We start from the raw sequence: 16,695 nt of genomic DNA on the forward strand, positions 1-16,695 counted from the left end.
GGCCGTCCCTGCGAGTGGGCCGACGCGAGTCCCGCGTCACAGGGTCCCGTGCGATTGACTGTCCCCCATGGACTTCTACAGCTCCTGGGCCCAGGGATTCGCCCGCGTCGCCGCGTGCACCGTGCCGATCGTCGCCGTCGACCCGGAGCGCAACGCCGACGCCGTCCTGGCCCAGGTGCGCGAGCTCGACGAGGAGGGCGTGGGCCTCGCGCTGTTCCCCGAGCTGTGCCTGTCGGGCTACGCCATCGACGACCTGTTCCTGCAGGACCCGCTCCTGGACGCCGTCGACGACGCCCTCGCCCGCCTCGCCGAGGCCACCGCCGACCTGCGCCCGGTCGTCATCGTCGGCGCGCCCCTCGAGAAGGGCTCGCGGGTCTACAACTGCGCCGTCGTCATCCACCGCGGCCGGATCATCGGCGTGGCCCCCAAGTCCTACCTGCCCACCTACCGCGAGTTCTACGAGCGACGCCACTTCGCTCCCGGCGACGACCAGCGCGGCCAGACCATCGATGTCGCCGGCGACCGGGTGCCCTTCGGGCCCGACCTGCTCTTCCGGGCCACCGACGTCCCGGGTTTCGTGCTGCACATCGAGGTCTGCGAGGACTTCTGGGTGCCCGTGCCCCCAAGCCACGAGGCCGCCCTCGCCGGAGCCACCGTGCTGACCAACCTCTCCGGCTCGCCGATCACCGTGGCGCGCGCCGACGACCGCCACCTGCTGGCCCGCAGCGCGTCCTCGCGCTGCGTCGCGGCCTACCTGTATGCCGCAGCCGGCGAGGGCGAGAGCTCGACCGACCTGTCGTGGGACGGCATGACGATGGTCTACGAGAACGGCGCGCTGCTCGCCGAGAGCGAGCGCTTCCCGGACGGTGCGCGGGCCTCCGTCGTGGACATCGACCTCGACCTGCTCCGGCAGGAGCGCAAGCGGATGGGCACCTTCGACGACAACCGCCGCACCCTGGCGGCGCGGGTGGACGGCTTCCGCACCGTCGAGCTCGAGCTCGCCCCGCCCACCGGCGACCTGGGACTGCTCCGCAAGGTCGACCGGTTCCCGTTCGTGCCCGACGACGAGAGCCGCCTCGCCCTCGACTGCTACGAGGCGTACAACATCCAGGTCTCCGGGCTCGAGCAGCGGCTGCGCGCGATCGGCCAGCCGAAGGTCGTCATCGGCGTCAGCGGCGGTCTCGACAGCACGCACGCCCTCATCGTCGCCGCCAAGGCGATGGACCGGCTCGACCGGCCGCGCAGCGACATCCTCGCCTTCACGATGCCGGGCTTCGCCACGAGCGACCACACGAAGAGCAACGCCATCGCGCTCATGGAGGCGCTCGACGTGACGTGGGAGGAGCTCGACATCCGGCCCGCGGCCACCCAGATGCTGCAGGCGATGGGCCACCCGTTCGGCCGCGGTGAGCAGGTCTACGACGTCACCTTCGAGAACGTCCAGGCCGGCCTGCGCTACGACTACCTCTTCCGCATCGCCAACCAGCGCGGCGGCGTCGTCCTCGGCACCGGTGACCTGTCCGAGCTGGCGCTCGGGTGGTGCACCTACGGCGTCGGCGACCAGATGAGCCACTACGGCATCAACACCGGGGTGCCCAAGACGCTGATGCAGCACCTCATCCGCTGGGTCGTCTCGTCGGGCCAGTTCGAGGAGCACGTCAACGAGACGCTCACCTCGATCCTGCTGACCGAGATCTCGCCCGAGCTCGTGCCCGCCAAGCAGGGCGAGAAGCCGCAGAGCACGCAGGCCAGGATCGGCCCCTACGCGCTGCAGGACTTCACGCTCTACCACGTGCTGCGTCGCGGGTACCGGCCCTCGAAGATCGCCTACCTCGCGTGGAACGCCTGGTGTGACAGCGAGGCGGGCGACTGGCCCGCCGGCTACCCCCTGGCCGAGCGGACGGCATACGACCTCGCGGAGATCCGGCACTGGCTCGAGGTGTTCATCCGGCGCTTCTTCGCCAACCAGTTCAAGCGCTCCGCGCTGCCCAACGGCCCCAAGGTCGTCGCGGGCGGCTCGCTGTCGCCGCGCGGCGACTGGCGCATGCCGTCCGACGCCACACCGGTCACGTGGCTGAGCGAGCTCGACGCGAACGTCCCCGAGAAGTGAGGCACCGCATGACGGCACGGGTGACCGTCCGCGACTACGACGACGCGGACTGGCCACACGTCTGGCCGGTCATCGAGCAGGTCGTCCGCGCGGGCGACACGTTTCCGTTCCCGGCCGACCTCACCGAGGCCGAGGCCCGCTCCATCTGGCTGGAGAACGGCCCCGGCGGCCGCGTCACCGTCGCCGTCGACGGTGACGATGACGGCGCCCCGATCCTGGGCACGGCGAAGATGGGGCGCAACCGGCCCGGACCCGGATCGCACGTCTCGACCGCCAGCTACATGGTGGCTGCCGAGGCCCGGGGCGTCGGCGTCGGGCGTGCGCTCGTCGTCGACTCGCTCGACTGGGCGCGCGAGTCCGGCTATGCCGCAATGCAGTTCAACGCCGTGGTCGAGACCAACACCGGCGCGGTGAAGCTGTACGAGAGCCTCGGCTTCACGGTCGTCGGCACGGTGCCGCGTGCCCACGAGCTGCCGAGCGGGCAGCGCGTGGGCCTGCGGATCATGCACGTGGACCTCTGAGCCGAGCCCTCTGGCCCGAGCCCTCTGGCCCGAGGCCGGCGGGTCAGCTCGAGACGACCACCTTGAGGGCTCCGGTGTCGGCGGCCCGGGAGAACGTGTCGTAGGCCTCGAGGAAGTCGTCCATCGGGAAGCGGTGCGTCACGAACCGGGCGAGGTCCACCTGGTGCGTGGCGAGGAGCTTGAGCAGCGTCGGCGTGGAGTACGTGTCGACGAGGCCCGTCGTGATGGTGACGTTGCGGATCCAGAGGTTCTCCAGGTCCAGGCTGGCGGGACCACCGTGGACCCCGACGTTGGCGACCCGGCCACCGGGCCGGACCAGCGCGGCACACAGCTCGAAGGTCGCTGCGACCCCGACCGCCTCGATGGCGACGTCCGCGCCCAGGCCGTCCGTCAGGCCACGCAGGACCTCGACGGCGTCCTCGCGGGCGGGGTCGATGGTCAGGTCGGCCCCGAACTGCTTGGCCGCCTCACGTCGGGCATCGGCCAGGTCGATGGCCACGACGTGTGAAGGACTGAAGAGCTTGGCACCCATGATGGCGGAGAGCCCGACCGGGCCGGCGCCCACCACCGCTACGACGTCACCGGGCGAGACCCGGCCGTTCAGCACACCGACCTCGTAGCCCGTGGGCCCGATGTCGGCGAGCATGAGTACTTCCTCGTCAGTCACACCTTCGGGGACGGGATACGTCGAGGTGTCCGCGAAGGGGACCCGGACGTACTCCGCCTGTGTGCCGTCGATCCTGTGGCCGAGGATCCAGCCGCCACCGCCGATGCACTGGCCGTAGCTGCCCTCGCGGCAGAATCGGCACGAGCCGCAGGCGGTGATGCAGGAGACGAGCACGCGGTCGCCGGGACGGACGTTCTTGACGCCCGAGCCGACCTGCTCCACGGTGCCGACCGCCTCGTGGCCGAGGATGCGGCCGTCGGTCACGGCGGCGACGTCGCCCTTGAGGATGTGCAGGTCGGTGCCGCAGATCGTGACGCTGTCGACCTTGACGACGGCGTCGGTGTCCTCCTCGATGACCGGCTTGGGCACCTCCTTCCAGGCCTTCCGGCCGGGGCCGTGGTAGACGATCGCGTGCATGAGGGATCCATTGGCGGCCATGGGATTCAGCTGATCTCGATGTGGGTGGTCTTGGCCTCGCCGGCCTTGGGCATCGTCACGACCAGGACGCCGTCGGACAGCGACGCCGTCACGGCCTTGTCGTCGACGGCGACGGGCAGGATCGCCTCGTAGGCGAACGAGCCGGACGTACGCGTGGTGTGGCGCAGGGTGCCCTTGCCCTCCTTCTCGGTCGTCTTCGTGCCGCGCACGCTGAGCCGGCGGCCCGAGAACTCGATGGTGATGTCCTTCTTGTCGACACCGGGCACGTCGAGCTCGAGCATGAACGCGTCGTCCGTCTCGCGCAGCTCGCCACCGGGCGCGAAGTCGGTGCCGCCCATGACGGGCGACCACATCTGCTCGAAGAAGTCCTGCATCCGGCCGGCCCAGGGCGCCAGCTCGCTCCACGGCGACAGCTCCTCGCGCCGCTGCACGGAACGCCGTTCGGGGGCCTTCGCTCCTGAGTTCGTGGTCATGTGCTCCTCCTCCTGGGGACAGCCGCACGCCTCCTGCGGCTCCACCTCCAGTGGACGCCGGCAGGGCTCCCGGCAACAGGGCCGTTGGTCCCTACTGCCCCCGGTCCGGCCGCGGGATCGTGGTCCCATGGCCGAGATGGCAGTGCAGGGCAGCGCCCGCGACCGGCAGATCGAGCACGCCCCGGCGCTGCCACCGCTCGTCGGCGACTACGAGTCCCGGCGGCGCACCTTCAGCTGGGAGGTGGCGCGGTCGTGGCTGCAGGGCGACGAGGCGGGCCACCTCAACCTGGCGCACGAGGCGGTCGACCGCCACGCCTCCGGGCCGCTCGCCGACACCGTCGCCATCCGGTTCCTGGACCGGGCGGCGCCCACGACCGAGCTGACCTACCGGCAGCTGGGCGAGCGCAGCGACGTGACCGCGACGGCCCTGCGGCTGCTGGGGATCCGTCCTGGCGACGGGGTCTGCACCCTGCTGCCCCGCTCGCCCGAGCTCTACCTGACCGTCCTCGGCACCCTCAAGGCCGGCGCCGTCTACTGCCCGCTCTTCCCGGCCTTCGGCCCCGAGCCGGTGGTGGAACGCCTGCGGCTCGGGCATATCCGCCTGCTCGTCACCGACTCGCTGTCCTACACGCGCAAGGTGGCGCCGCAGCGGGCCTCCCTGCCGGACCTCGAGCACGTCCTCGTGACCGACGCCGACCAGTCCGGCGAGGACGGTGCCCCCGAGGGGACGACGGCCTGGGCGGACGCGCTCGGAGCCGGCGAGACGGCATACGACCCGGGCACCTTCGCGGTCGCGCCCACGCGGCCGGACGACCCGGCGCTGCTGCACTTCACGAGCGGCACGACCGGCAAGCCGAAGGGGGCCGTGCACGTGCACGAGGCGATCCTCGCCCACCACGTCACCGCGGAGTTCGCGCTCGACCTGCGCCCGGGTGACGTCTACTGGTGCACCGCCGACCCCGGCTGGGTGACCGGCACGTCCTACGGCATCCTCGGCCCGCTCAGCTGCGGCGTCACCATCGTCACCGACGCTGCCGACTTCGACGCGCGCCGGTGGTTCCGGATCCTCCAGGACGAGCGCGTCACCGTCTTCTACACCGCCCCGACCGCGCTGCGGATGCTCATGCGCGCCGGCGTCGGCCTGGCCCGGGAGCACTCGTTCCCGCAGCTGCGCCACGTCGTCAGCGTGGGGGAGCCGCTCAACCCGGAGGCGGTCGTGTGGGGGCTCGAGGCGTTCGGCCTTCCGGTCCACGACACGTGGTGGCAGACCGAGACCGGCGCGATCATGGTCAGCAACTTCCCGGGTATGCCGGTGCGCCCGGGCTCGATGGGACGTCCCGTCCCCGGGGTCGACGTCGCAGTCCTCCGGCAGGGAGCCGACGGTCGCGCGGAGGTCGTCGACGGCACGGTCCGGGTCCTCGGCCCGGGCGAGGTCGGCGAGCTGGCGCTGCGGCCCGGCTGGCCCTCGATGTTCCGCGCCTACCTCGACGACCCCGACCGCTACGCGAAGGCCTTCGCCGACGGGTGGTACCTCAGCGGCGACCTCGCCCGCACCGACGCCGACGGCTACGTCTGGTTCATCGGCCGCGCCGACGACGTCATCAAGTCGGCCGGCCACCTCATCGGTCCGTTCGAGGTCGAGAGTGCCCTGATGGAGCACCCCGCCGTCGCCGAGGTCGGCGTCATCGGCAAGCCCGATCCCCTCGCCGGAGAGATCGTCAAGGCGTTCGTGACGCTCAAGGTCGGGCACGAGCCGAGCCCGGCGCTGGCCCGCGAGCTCATCGCCTTCGGCCGGCACCGCCTCGGGTCGGTCGCCCCGCGCGAGATCGCCTTCGACCAGGCACTGCCGCACACCCGCAGCGGCAAGGTGATGCGTCGGCTGCTCCGGGCGCGCGAGCTCGGCCTGCCCGAAGGTGACCTGTCCACGGTGGAGACGAGCGTGTCGACCAGCGCGTCGACCAGTGCGACGACGAGCGCGTCGGCGAGTGGGGAGCCGCCGTCATGACGCGCGAGCTGTTCCTCGAGCTCTACACCGGCCTGCTCCGCGAGATGCTGCGGATCCGCCGCTTCGAGGAGAAGTGCGCCGAGCTCTACAGCCTGACGAAGATCCGCGGCTTCCTGCACCTGTGCATCGGCGAGGAGGCCGTCGCCGTCGGGGTCGTCGGTGCGCTGTCGGAGACCGACGCGATCGTGTCGACCTACCGCGAGCACGGCCACGCCCTCGCGCGCGGTGTGCCGATGGACTCGGTCATGGCCGAGATGTTCGGCCGGGCGACCGGCTGCAGCGGCGGGCGGGGCGGCTCGATGCACCTCTTCGACGCCTCGCGCCGCTTCTACGGCGGCAACGCCATCGTGGCCGGCGGCCTGCCCGTCGCCGTCGGGCTCGGCCTCGCCGACCACCTCACCGGCGACCCGGCCGTCACGGTCTGCCTCTTCGGCGACGGCGCGTTCGCCGAGGGCGAGTTCCACGAGAGCGCCAACCTCGCCGCGTTGTGGCACCTGCCGGTCCTCTTCTGCTGCGAGAACAACCGCTACGCGATGGGCACCGCCCTGGCCCGGGAGCACGCCGCCACTGACCTCGCGACCCGCGCCGCGGCATACGGCATGGTCGCGTGGTCGGTCGACGGGATGGACGTCCTCGCCGTGCGCGAGGCCACCGAGCGGGCGCTGGCCTACGTGCGCAGCAGCGGACGGCCGTGCTTCCTCGAGCTGCAGACCTACCGGTTCCGCGCCCACTCGATGTACGACCCCGACCGCTACCGCGAGAAGGTCGAGATCGAGCGCTGGAAGGAGCGCGACCCCATCCCGGCGCTCGGGGCGCGGCTCGTCGGCGAGGGGCTCATGAGCGCGGCCGACGTCGAGGCGTGGCAGGAGCAGGTGGAGCGCGAGGTCGACGCGGAGATCACCTCCGCCATCGCGTCCGCCGACGCGGCGCCCCTGGAGCCGGTCGAGGACCTGACGCGCTTCCTCACGACGCGCGAGGGCGACCCGGGCCGGATCGAGGCGATGTCGTGAGCAGGCACACCACGACGAGGGAGAAGTCGGCGGCGACGGCGCCGGTCGGGACCGTCGAGGACACGGTCGTGACGACGTACCGCGAGGCGCTGCGCGAGGCCCACCGGGAGGCGCTGGCGGCGGACCCGCGGGTGTTCCTCATGGGCGAGGACGTCGGTCGCTACGGCGGCTCCTTCGCCGTCAGCCTCGGCCTGCTCGAGGAGTTCGGTGACGAACGCGTCCGCGACACGCCCCTGTCGGAGGCCGCCTTCACCGGCGCCGGCATCGGGGCGGCCCTGCGCGGCCTGCGCCCGATCGTCGAGATCATGACGGTCAACTTCAGCCTGCTGGCGCTCGACCAGATCCTCAACAACGCGGCGACCCTGCGGCACATGTCGGGAGGACAGCTCTCGGTCCCGCTCGTCATCCGGATGACCACCGGCGCCGGCCGCCAGCTCGCCGCGCAGCACTCGCACAGCCTCGAGGGCTGGTACGCCTCGATCCCCGGCATCCGCGTGCTGGCCCCCGCCACCGTCGAGGACGCCCGCGGCATGCTCGCGCCGGCGCTCGCCGACCCGGACCCGGTGGTCGTCTTCGAGCACGGCTCCCTCTACAACCTCTCCGGCACGCTGCCCTCCGGCCCCGTGACCGTCGACATCACGAGCGCCGCCGTACGCCGTCGCGGCACCGACGTCACCCTCATCGCGTATGCCGGTGGGCTGGGCAAGGCGCTCGCCGCCGCGGACACGCTTGCGGCAGAGGGCATCTCGGCCGAGGTCGTCGACCTGCGGGTGCTGCGGCCGCTCGACGACGCGACCGTCATGGAGTCCGTCTCGCGCACCCACCACGTCGTCGTCGTCGACGAGGCCTGGCGCACCGGCAGCCTCGCCGCGGAGGTGTCCGCACGGATCACCGAGCAGGCGTTCTACGAGCTCGACGCACCCGTCGAGCGGGTTTGCGGCGCAGAGGTTCCCGTGCCCTACCCGCACCACCTCGAGGAGGCCGCGCTGCCGCAGGCTGCGGACATCGCGGCCGCGGCCCGACGGGCGGTGGGCCGGAATGGCTGAGTTCCGGATGCCGTCGCTCGGGGCCGACATGGAGTCGGGCACCCTCGTCGAGTGGCTCGTCAAGGTCGGGGACCCGGTGCACCGGGGCGACATCGTCGCGGTCGTGGAGACCCCGAAGTCGACCGTCGAGGTCGAGTGCTTCGACACGGGCACCGTCGAGGAGCTGCTCGTCGACGAGGGGCGGAAGGTGCCGGTCGGGACGGTGCTGGCAAGGCTCGCGGAGGGAGCGCTCGTCGGGGCGCCGCCGCGCCCGGCCCCCGAGCCGCTGGCGCCCGAGCGGATCTCGCCCGAGCCTGTGCCGCCCGAGCCTGTCGTCCCCGTCGCTGCGTCGCCCGAACCCGCTGCGCCCGCATCGGTGTCACCGGTGGTGGGCCACCCCAACGGGGACCGGGCCTCGGCTCGGGCCCGGGTGTCGCCGCTCGCGCGCCGGATCGCCGAGGAGGAGGGCGTCGACCTCTCGACCGTCACCGGGACCGGGTTCGGCGGCGTGATCCGCGCGGAGGACGTGCGCCGGGCCGGACGGCATACGGCTCCGGAGGCGACGACCGCAGAGGCGTCGGCCGGGCGGACGGCCGAGCCGCCGGTCCGGCCGCCCGTCGAGGCGCTGGGCGAGGCGGTGGGCGAGGCGGTGGCGCGCGCGCCGGCGGCGCAGCAGGCGGCCGACATGCGCAGCAGCATCGCGGCGCTCATGACGGTGTCGAACCGCGAGATCCCGCACTACCACCTCACGCACACCATCGACCTGCAGCGGAGCATCCGGTGGATGAAGGAGCGCAACCGCGAGCTCGAGATGTCCGAGCGGCTCGTGCCGGCCGTCCTGCTGCTGGCGGCGACCGCCCGGGCAGCACGTGCCGTCCCCGAGCTCAACGGGCACTGGGTCGACGGTGACTTCCAGGCGGCCGCCGGCGTCGACCTCGGGCTCATCCTGTCGCTGCGCAGCGGCGGCCTCCTCGTGCCGGTCATCGCGGGCGCGGACCGGCTCTCCGTCGAGGAGACGATGGCCCGCACCAAGGAGCTGACGCGGCGCGCCCGCTCCGGGAGGCTGCGCGGCTCGGACCTCGCCCGACCGAGCATCTCGGTGAGCAACCTCGGCGACCAGGGCGTCGAGAGCGTCCTCGGGGTCATCTACCCGCCGCAGGTCGCCCTCGTCGGCTTCGGCGCCGTCGTCGAACGGCCCTGGGCGGTGCACGGGCTGCTCGGCATCCGACCCGTGGTCACGGTGACGCTCGCCGGGGACCACCGGGCCACGGACGGGGCGACGGGGTCGCGCCTGCTCAAGACGATCGACCGCCTGCTTCAGGCGCCTGAGGAGCTCTGAGAGCCATGACCGACACTCCGACCGAGAACCCGAGGACGATGCTCGAGTCCGTCCTGCGCGAGATCGTGCCCGACGCCAGCCTGGAGGGGCTGGACGGCGGCGCCGACCTGCGCGAGACCTTCGAGCTGGACTCCCTCGACTTCGTCGAGCTCGTCGAACGGCTCGGCAAGCGGGCCGGCTTCCGCATCGAGGACGACGACGCCGACCAGCTGCGCACGATCGACTCGGCGACCGCCTTCCTCGCCCGCGGGTCGGCAGCGGCGAGCCGCTGACCGGCACGGAGCGGGCTCAGCGGGCGCCGACCTCCGTGAGCGCCGACCGCAGCAGCTCGACGAGGGCCTCGAGCTGGAGCGTGTCACCGGCGCTGACCTCCTCGTCGCTGCCGTCGAGGGCCCGAGCGGCGAGGCCCTGCTTGGCGTCGATGAGCTCGGCGATCTTCGAGTCGATGGTTCCGGACGCGAGGATGCGCCAGGCGGTCACGGGCTCGTCCTGGCCGATGCGGTGCACGCGGTCGATGGCCTGCTGCTGCTCGGCGGCCGTCCACGACAGCTCGGCCAGCACGACGTTGGAGGCCGCATGCAGGTTGAGGCCCACGCCGGCGGCCGTCAGGGAGCACACCGCGACGGCCACGTCGGGGTCCTTCTGGAACGCGTCGATGGCCTCCTGCCGCTGCTTGGAGGTCTGCTCGCCGCGCACCGACACGGTGCGGAGGCCGGCTGAGGCGAGAACCCTCTCCGCCGCGTCCATGACGTCGATGTGCTTGGCGAAGAAGACGACCTTGCCCACCGAGTGCGACAGCTGCGCGGCGTAGTCGGCGGCGAGCGTCGCCTTGGCCTGGCCGATGCGGCGCACGAGCGAGAAGACGTTGTCTCCGCCCTTGTCGGGCGAGGCCGACCGCAGCTCGGCCGCGGCGACGCGGCGCATGAGCGCGGCGTCGGGCTCGCCGTCCTCCTCGTGGCCATCGCCCTGGGCCAGCAGGGCACGGTAGCGCTCGGCGAGGCGGCGTCCGAGCGCCCGCTCCGCCTCGCGGATCGAGCGGCCCAGGTCGTCGTCGAGCTCGACGGTGATGTCGGCGATCCGCTTGTCGGGCAGGTCCTTGGCGACGTCGACCTTGCGGCGGCGCACCATGCCCATGTCGATGACGGCCCGCCGGGCCTCGGGGTAGAAGGGGCGGTCGGCGGGGGTGTAGCCGGTCTCGTCGAGGCGGCGCACGATCTCCGCCGACGGCTTGCCGTCCTTGATCCAGCCGAGGAAGCGCCAGATGGCGTCGAAGTCCTTGACGTCGTTGATCAGCGGCGTCCCGGTGAGGGCGATGAGCAGCGGGTTGCCACCGGGTGTGCCCTCGCGCAGGCGGTCGGCGAGCGCGAGCACCTGCTGTGAGCGCTGGGAGGTGAGGTTCTTGATGAAGTGCGCCTCGTCGACGACCATCGAGCGGAAGCCGAAGCTCGAGAGCCAGCCGAAGTGCCGGTCGAGGATCTCGTAGTTGACGACGAAGACGTCGGCGAACGCGTCGACGTCGTGGCCGTCGCCGTGAATCACGGTGACGCGGCGCTGCGGCGTCCACCGCTCGACCTCGCGGGCCCAGTTGATCTTCACGACGTTGGGCACGACGGCGAGCATCGGGTACGCGTTGGCGATCGAGGCCGCCATGACCGACTGCGCTGTCTTGCCGAGGCCCGGCTCGTCGGCGAGCAGGAAGGTGCGGTGGCCCTCCTGCACGCTCTGCAGGAACCGGGACTGGTGGACCATGAGCTGCGAGCCGGGAGGCGAGAACCGGTCGATGAGCGGCTTCGGCGGCAGCTCCATCGAGGCCGCCTCACCACCCGCGCCCTGCTCGAAGGCCCGGTAGAGCGGGCTCAGCAGGTCCCAGCCGGCGAGGCGGCCGGGGAGGTACTCGTCGTGGACGCGCGTCAGGTCCGGGGTGAGGAACGGGTTGGCGAGCGCGCGGGACGGGACGGACTGCGGCATGACCTGCCGGGCGGCGATCTGCGGCGGCACCACCGGCCGGGCCGGCTCGGGAGCCGCGATGACGAGGTCCTCCTCGGCGAGCTCGGCGCCGGACTCGACCAGCCAGTCGCGACGCATCTGCTGGGCCGCCGGGCCGGGCTTGGCGTTCGCGTCGAGGAGCGTCAGCAGGCTCGTGTCGCGGGCGGCGATCTGCGCCAGGATCGTGGCGATGCCGTCGAGGCGCTTGAGCAGGTCGGCGCGGGTGGCCGACGGGAGCGAGGCGTCCTCGCGGACGCGGGAGCGCTCCGAGCGCATGAGCAGCGCCACGACGAGGAACTTCGTGCGGTTGGTCGGGCTGGCCTTGCCCTTGCTGGAGACGCGGGCCTCCACCTCACGCACCCGGCGGGCGAGCACGGGGATGAGCGGCGCAGGGTCGTCCTTGCGGGGGCTCGCCTTGCGCTGTCGCGAGGCCTGCCCCTGCTTCTGCTCCTGCTTCTGGTCCAGGCCGTCGGTCGGACGGCGGCGGACGCGCGTTGCCATGTTCCTCCTGATGACGCGGCGGACGTGGAGCGGGGCCGGCTCGCGAGGACACCGTGGCGCGATGGCTCGGTGTCGGCGGCGGACTCCGCTCGAGTCCCGGTGGACGCGCCATGGCGCGCCCTGTGTCCCGTGCGCCGGACCGGCGCGTACGCCTGAAGAAGGGCGGGTGGGACACCACGACTCTACCGCCCGTTCACGGCAGATCGGGCCGTACGCCGCGTGGCGAGCCGGACGTCCGCGCACCGGAGGAGCGTGGCGGGCGTGCCCCGACCGTCCGCTCAGCCCAGGTTGACGCCCACCAGGGCACCGATCGCATACGTGACGCCCATCGCCAGCAGGCCCCCGGCGACGTTGCGGAAGATGGCGCGCTGGGCCGGGCTGCGGCCGAGGCGGGCGCTGATCCAGCCGGTCAGGGCCAGGGCGGCCGCGACGCTCACCACGGTGACGTGGATGCGGATCGAGGCGGGGCTGAAGGTGATGGTGAGCATCGGCAGGATCGCGCCGACGACGAAGGCGAGCATCGAGGCGCCGGCCGCGTGCCACGGGTTGGTCAGGTCGTCGGGGTCGATGCCGAGCTCGGCCTCGGCGTGCGCAGCCAGGGCGTCGTGGGCGGTCAGCTCGCGAGCCACCTCAGCCGCGAGCTCGCGCCGCATGCCCTTGGCCTGGTAGATCTGGGTCAGCTCCTCGAGCTCGCCGTGCGGGTCGTCGCGCAGCTCCTGGGTCTCGAGCTTGATCAGGGCCCGCTCGGAGTCGCGCTGGGTGCTCACCGAGACGTACTCGCCGGCCGCCATCGACATGGCACCCGCCGAGAGCGCGGCGATCCCGGCCAGCACGATCGCGCCCTTGTCGCTCGTCGCGCTCGCGAAGCCGACGACGACACCGGCTGTGGACACGATGCCGTCGTTGGCCCCGAGCACGCCGGCGCGCAGCCAGTTGAGGCGGCTACCGACCCCGGCGCCGTGCGGCTCCTCGCCGGAGTGGCTCGTGTCGGGCGGGTTCGACTCGCCGGACGCGCGGACCTCGGACATGGCTGCTCCGATCGACGGTTGGGGATGTCCCCGATCGTGACACCCCGGCACACCGGGTGTCACCGTAGGTGAGGCTTCCCTGCGCCCCGCCGGGCCGGCCCCACGAAACTGCGCCACGGCGCCGTTGCAGGCCCAGTCCGGTCCCGTCCATGGCCGAGACTGCGCCAGGGCGCGGTTGCCGACCAGCCCGATCCCGATCCCGTGCAGGGCAGAAACCGCGGGCGCCTCTGGGCCGAAGCGGCCGGCATACGCGAGGATCGTCACATGTCGGACGTTCCGGGCGTGCACGACGTGCACGGCGTGGCGGAGGAGGACCTCTTCCGGTGGATGGTGGCTGCCTCGCCCGACGGCCTCTGGGTCTTCGACGAGCACGGCCGCACGGTGTTCGCCAACGAGCGCATGGCGCAGCTGCTCGGCCGCGCCCCGGACGAGATGGTCGGCTTCTCGGTCTTCGAGGCGGTCGACGACGTCGGCAAGGAGCAGTTCCGCCAGCACCTCGCGGAGCTGCAGACCGAGGGGATCCCGGGCGACAACCTCGAGTGCAGCCTGCTCGATGCGAAGGGCAACCGGTTCTGGGCCCTGGTCTCGCACACGCCGCTCCTCGACGACGCCGGCGTGCGGCGCGGCTGGATGCACCGGGTCAGCGAGCACAGCGCCCAGCGCAAGCTGCTCGACCAGCTCGCCGAGGCCCAGGCGATCGCCCGCATCGGCAGCTGGGAGTGGGACGTCGTGAACGACCAGGTGTCGTGGTCCGACGAGCTCTCGCGGATCTATGGGTTGGCCCCCACGGAGGAGATGCCCACCGTGGCGGCCTTCATCGGCCGGATCCATCCCGACGACCGCGCCGAGGTGACCCGGACCATCCGGGCGGCCCTGGACTCCGAGGACTCCTTCGAGTTCGAGGCCCGGCTCGTGCGTGCCGACGGCGAGACGAAGTGGATCCGCGGGGGCGGCCGCGTGACCCGTGACCCGGACGGGCGCCCCGTGCGGATGGGCGGCACGACTCAGGACATCACCGAGCGCAAGGACGCCGAGGTCGCGCTCGCGATGGTGACCGCCATGGCGACGGCCGCCAACGAGGCCGCGACGCTGGACGAGGCACTGCCCGTGGTGCTCGAGCAGATCGCCACGCACACCACCTGGCGGCCCGTGCTCGCCTGCCTCGGCGCCGCCGACGGTGGGCTCCGGGAGCCGGTGCTGCCGCCGGAGGGCGTGGAGGCCAGCCCGCTCCCCGTCGAGGCCGGGGTGGCCCTCGCCGCCCGAGCGGCCGCCGAACGGGCCGTCGTCGTCGAGCCCTCGCCCGATGGGGCGCTGCTCGTGGCCGTCCCGGTGGTGAGCCACGACCGGGTCGCCTGCGTCGTCGTCCTCGACATGCGCACCTCCGCCCGGCCCGCCGAGTCCGACGTGGCGGCGATCGACCAGATCACGGCCCTCTTCGGCCGGGTGGCCGACCGCGAGCGCATCGCCGAGCACCTCGCCCAGGCGCGCGACGCGGCCATGGAGGCCTCGCGCGCGAAGTCGCAGTTCCTCGCCACGATGAGCCACGAGATCCGGACCCCGCTCAACGGCGTCATCGGCCTCGCCGAGCTGCTCGGCCGCACCGAGCTGACGCCGCACCAGCGGCGCCTGTCCGACGGCATCGACCAGGCCGGCCGCGTGCTGCTCGCCCTCGTCAACGACATCCTCGACCTGTCCAAGATCGAGGCCGGGCGGCTGGACCTGGAGTCGGTCGACTTCGACCCGACCGCGGTACTCGAGGGCAGCGTCGGGCTGCTCGCCGAGCGGGCCCGCGCCAAGTCGCTCGACCTCTCCGTGAGCCACGGGCCGAATGTGCCCGCGCTCGTCTCCGGCGACCCGGTGCGTTTCGGCCAGGTGGTCGCCAACCTCACCACCAACGCGGTCAAGTTCACCGACTCCGGCAGTGTCGTCGTCCACCTGGAGGTCGAGGACGGGGACGCCGGGCAGGGCGGCGCCCGAGGGCCGGTGCTGCGGGTCGAGGTGCGTGACACCGGGACCGGCATCACCCCGGAGGTGCGCTCGCGCCTGTTCCAGTCGTTCTCGCAGGGCGACTCCTCGACCACCCGCCAGTACGGCGGAACCGGCCTGGGCCTGGCGATCAGCCGGCAGATCGTCACGGCCCTCGGTGGCCGGATCGGCGTCGAGAGCGAGCCGGGGGAGGGCAGCACGTTCTGGTTCACCGCTGCGTTCGAACCGGCCACCACGCGAGCGCTGGGGCGCGGGACGGCATACGCGGCGTCGGTGTCGGGGCTGAGGGCCCTCGTCGTCGGGGCCGGTGGCTCCCACCTGGAGCGGCTCGTGGAGCAGCTGGACACGTGGTCCGTGCAGGTGGAGCCCGCCGCGACCGGCGTCGAGGGCCTCGTCCGGCTCGACCGGGCCCACCGGGACGGTGGTCCGCTCGACGTCGTGCTGCTCGACGACCCCGGCACGGGTGAGGGCGGCCTGCAGGTCGCGCGGATGATCCGCTCCGACAAGCGGTTCGATGGCGTACGCGTCGTACTCGTCTGCGCGAAGCTGCCGCCTCCCGATGCGGTGGCGGTGACCGACGCCGGCGTCGACGCCGTGCTGACCGCCCCCGTCATGCCGTCAGCGCTCTTCGACGCGATGGCCGACGTGGCCGGGCGCCACCTGGCGGCCGCCGGCACCGCAGGTGCGGGCCCGTCCGAGGCCGACCGCACAGCTGCGGACGAGGCGAGCGGACGGGGGGCGAGGGCCTGGGCCACCTCGACGACCTCGACGGCCTCGAAGGGCACGGACGCCGACGCCACGCTGGGGACGGTGCTCGTCGTCGAGGACAACGAGGTCAACCAGCTCGTGGCCCAGGGCATCCTCGAGAGCCTCGGCTACCCCGTGCGCCTCGCGGCCAACGGCATCGAGGGCGTCGCCGCCTACCGCGGCCACGGTCAGGACATCGTGGCCGTGCTCATGGACTGCCAGATGCCGCGCATGGACGGCTACGAGGCCACCCGCGCGATCCGCGCGCAGGAGGAGCCGGGCCACCGGGTGCCGGTCATCGCGATGACGGCGTCGGCGATCGCGGGCGAGCGGGAACGCTGCCTCCAGGCCGGGATGGACGACTTCCTGACCAAGCCCATCGACGTCGCGTTGCTCGCCGCGACGCTCCAGCGCTGGGTGCCCTCGGGGCCGGTGGCGGGTGCGGCCGTCGGGCGCGGGAGTGAGGACGAGGCGGACACTGCGGTGCGGGTGGATCCCGAGGTCCTGGATGCTCCTCGGCTCGAGGAGCTGCGAGACCTCGAGCCGGGCGACCCGTCGATGCTGCTGCGGTTCATCGACCGGTTCGGGACCGGTTCGCGCCAGCGGCTCGGGGAGCTGCAGGCCGCCCACCGCGACGGTGACGCCGCGGGGCAGGGACGGATCGCCCACGGGCTCAAGGGGTCTGCGTCCAACCTCGGCGCCGTGACGCTCGCCGCGGTGTGCAAGCAGGTCGAGGACCTCGGCAGCGCCGGGTGCCTCGCCGACGACGCGCTGCTCGAACGCGTCGCGAGCGAGGTCGACCGGGCGACGCAGGCCCTCGAGGAGTACGCCGCGGCCCTGCGTCGCTCGGCCTGAGCGC

At 72.7% G+C, this 16,695-nt stretch carries 12 protein-coding genes; 8 read left to right on the forward strand and 4 right to left on the reverse strand.

All coding sequences use genetic code 11. The features are described from left to right. Nucleotides 1-67: 67 nt before the first annotated feature. Together ABD241_RS11540 and ABD241_RS11545 are read left to right on the forward strand one after the other, a co-directional pair. Complete coding sequence (locus tag ABD241_RS11540; protein WP_344062280.1) at nucleotides 68-2,110, forward strand: NAD(+) synthase; 2,043 nt, start codon at nucleotides 68-70, stop codon at nucleotides 2,108-2,110. An 8-nt stretch (nucleotides 2,111-2,118) separates the two neighbouring features. Then, a complete protein-coding gene (locus ABD241_RS11545; RefSeq protein WP_344062283.1) occupies nucleotides 2,119-2,631 on the forward strand; it encodes a GNAT family N-acetyltransferase in 513 nt (170 codons plus the stop codon). 43 nt (nucleotides 2,632-2,674) lie between these two features. Here the strand turns inward: ABD241_RS11545 and ABD241_RS11550 are convergent, their stop codons facing one another. Both ABD241_RS11550 and ABD241_RS11555 read right to left on the reverse strand, forming a co-directional pair. After that, complete coding sequence (locus tag ABD241_RS11550; protein ID WP_425580746.1) at nucleotides 2,675-3,736, reverse strand: zinc-dependent alcohol dehydrogenase family protein; 1,062 nt, start codon at nucleotides 3,734-3,736, stop codon at nucleotides 2,675-2,677. Nucleotides 3,737-3,741: 5 nt separating this feature from the next. Further along, a complete protein-coding gene (locus tag ABD241_RS11555) occupies nucleotides 3,742-4,209 on the reverse strand; it encodes an Hsp20/alpha crystallin family protein (protein ID WP_344062286.1) in 468 nt (155 codons plus the stop codon). A gap of 127 nt (nucleotides 4,210-4,336) precedes the next feature. Between ABD241_RS11555 and acsA the strand changes: the two genes are divergently transcribed. The 5 genes from acsA to ABD241_RS11580 all read left to right on the forward strand — a co-directional run bounded on the left by acsA (nucleotide 4,337) and on the right by ABD241_RS11580 (nucleotide 9,860). Then, nucleotides 4,337-6,214: an acetate--CoA ligase gene (acsA, locus tag ABD241_RS11560; protein ID WP_344062289.1), complete on the forward strand. Its 1,878-nt coding sequence runs from the start codon at nucleotides 4,337-4,339 to the stop codon at nucleotides 6,212-6,214. Further along, entirely contained in the window at nucleotides 6,211-7,224 is a 1,014-nt protein-coding gene (pdhA, locus tag ABD241_RS11565) for a pyruvate dehydrogenase (acetyl-transferring) E1 component subunit alpha (RefSeq protein WP_344062292.1), read from the forward strand. The genes acsA and pdhA overlap by 4 nt, the downstream gene beginning before the upstream one ends. Nucleotides 7,225-7,292: 68 nt before the next feature. Then, a complete protein-coding gene (locus ABD241_RS11570) occupies nucleotides 7,293-8,270 on the forward strand; it encodes an alpha-ketoacid dehydrogenase subunit beta (protein ID WP_425580772.1) in 978 nt (325 codons plus the stop codon). Beyond that, a complete protein-coding gene (locus tag ABD241_RS11575) occupies nucleotides 8,263-9,588 on the forward strand; it encodes a dihydrolipoamide acetyltransferase family protein (RefSeq protein WP_344062299.1) in 1,326 nt (441 codons plus the stop codon). Before ABD241_RS11570 ends, ABD241_RS11575 begins: the two co-directional genes overlap by 8 nt. 5 nt (nucleotides 9,589-9,593) lie before the next feature. Further along, nucleotides 9,594-9,860 (forward strand): acyl carrier protein, encoded by a 267-nt coding sequence (locus tag ABD241_RS11580; RefSeq protein WP_344062302.1) that lies wholly within the window; start codon nucleotides 9,594-9,596, stop codon nucleotides 9,858-9,860. Between the two features lie 16 nt (nucleotides 9,861-9,876). Here ABD241_RS11580 and ABD241_RS11585 read toward each other — a convergent pair whose 3' ends face one another. Further along, the gene (locus ABD241_RS11585; protein ID WP_344062305.1) at nucleotides 9,877-12,075 is read right to left on the reverse strand and encodes a DEAD/DEAH box helicase; all 2,199 of its coding nucleotides are present in this window, start codon (nucleotides 12,073-12,075) and stop codon (nucleotides 9,877-9,879) included. A 278-nt stretch (nucleotides 12,076-12,353) separates the two neighbouring features. Further along, nucleotides 12,354-13,103, reverse strand: a complete 750-nt coding sequence (locus ABD241_RS11590) for a VIT1/CCC1 transporter family protein (RefSeq protein WP_344062308.1) — start codon at nucleotides 13,101-13,103, stop codon at nucleotides 12,354-12,356. Nucleotides 13,104-13,367: 264 nt separating this feature from the next. On the opposite strand from ABD241_RS11590, the gene ABD241_RS11595 reads away from it, so the two are divergent. Continuing rightward, on the forward strand, nucleotides 13,368-16,691 hold the full coding sequence (locus ABD241_RS11595; RefSeq protein WP_344062311.1) for a response regulator: 3,324 nt from the start codon (nucleotides 13,368-13,370) through the stop codon (nucleotides 16,689-16,691). Nucleotides 16,692-16,695 lie beyond the last annotated feature (4 nt).

Origin of the sequence: Terrabacter lapilli (assembly GCF_039531305.1) — a bacterium.
Taxonomy (GTDB): domain Bacteria; phylum Actinomycetota; class Actinomycetes; order Actinomycetales; family Dermatophilaceae; genus Terrabacter; species Terrabacter lapilli.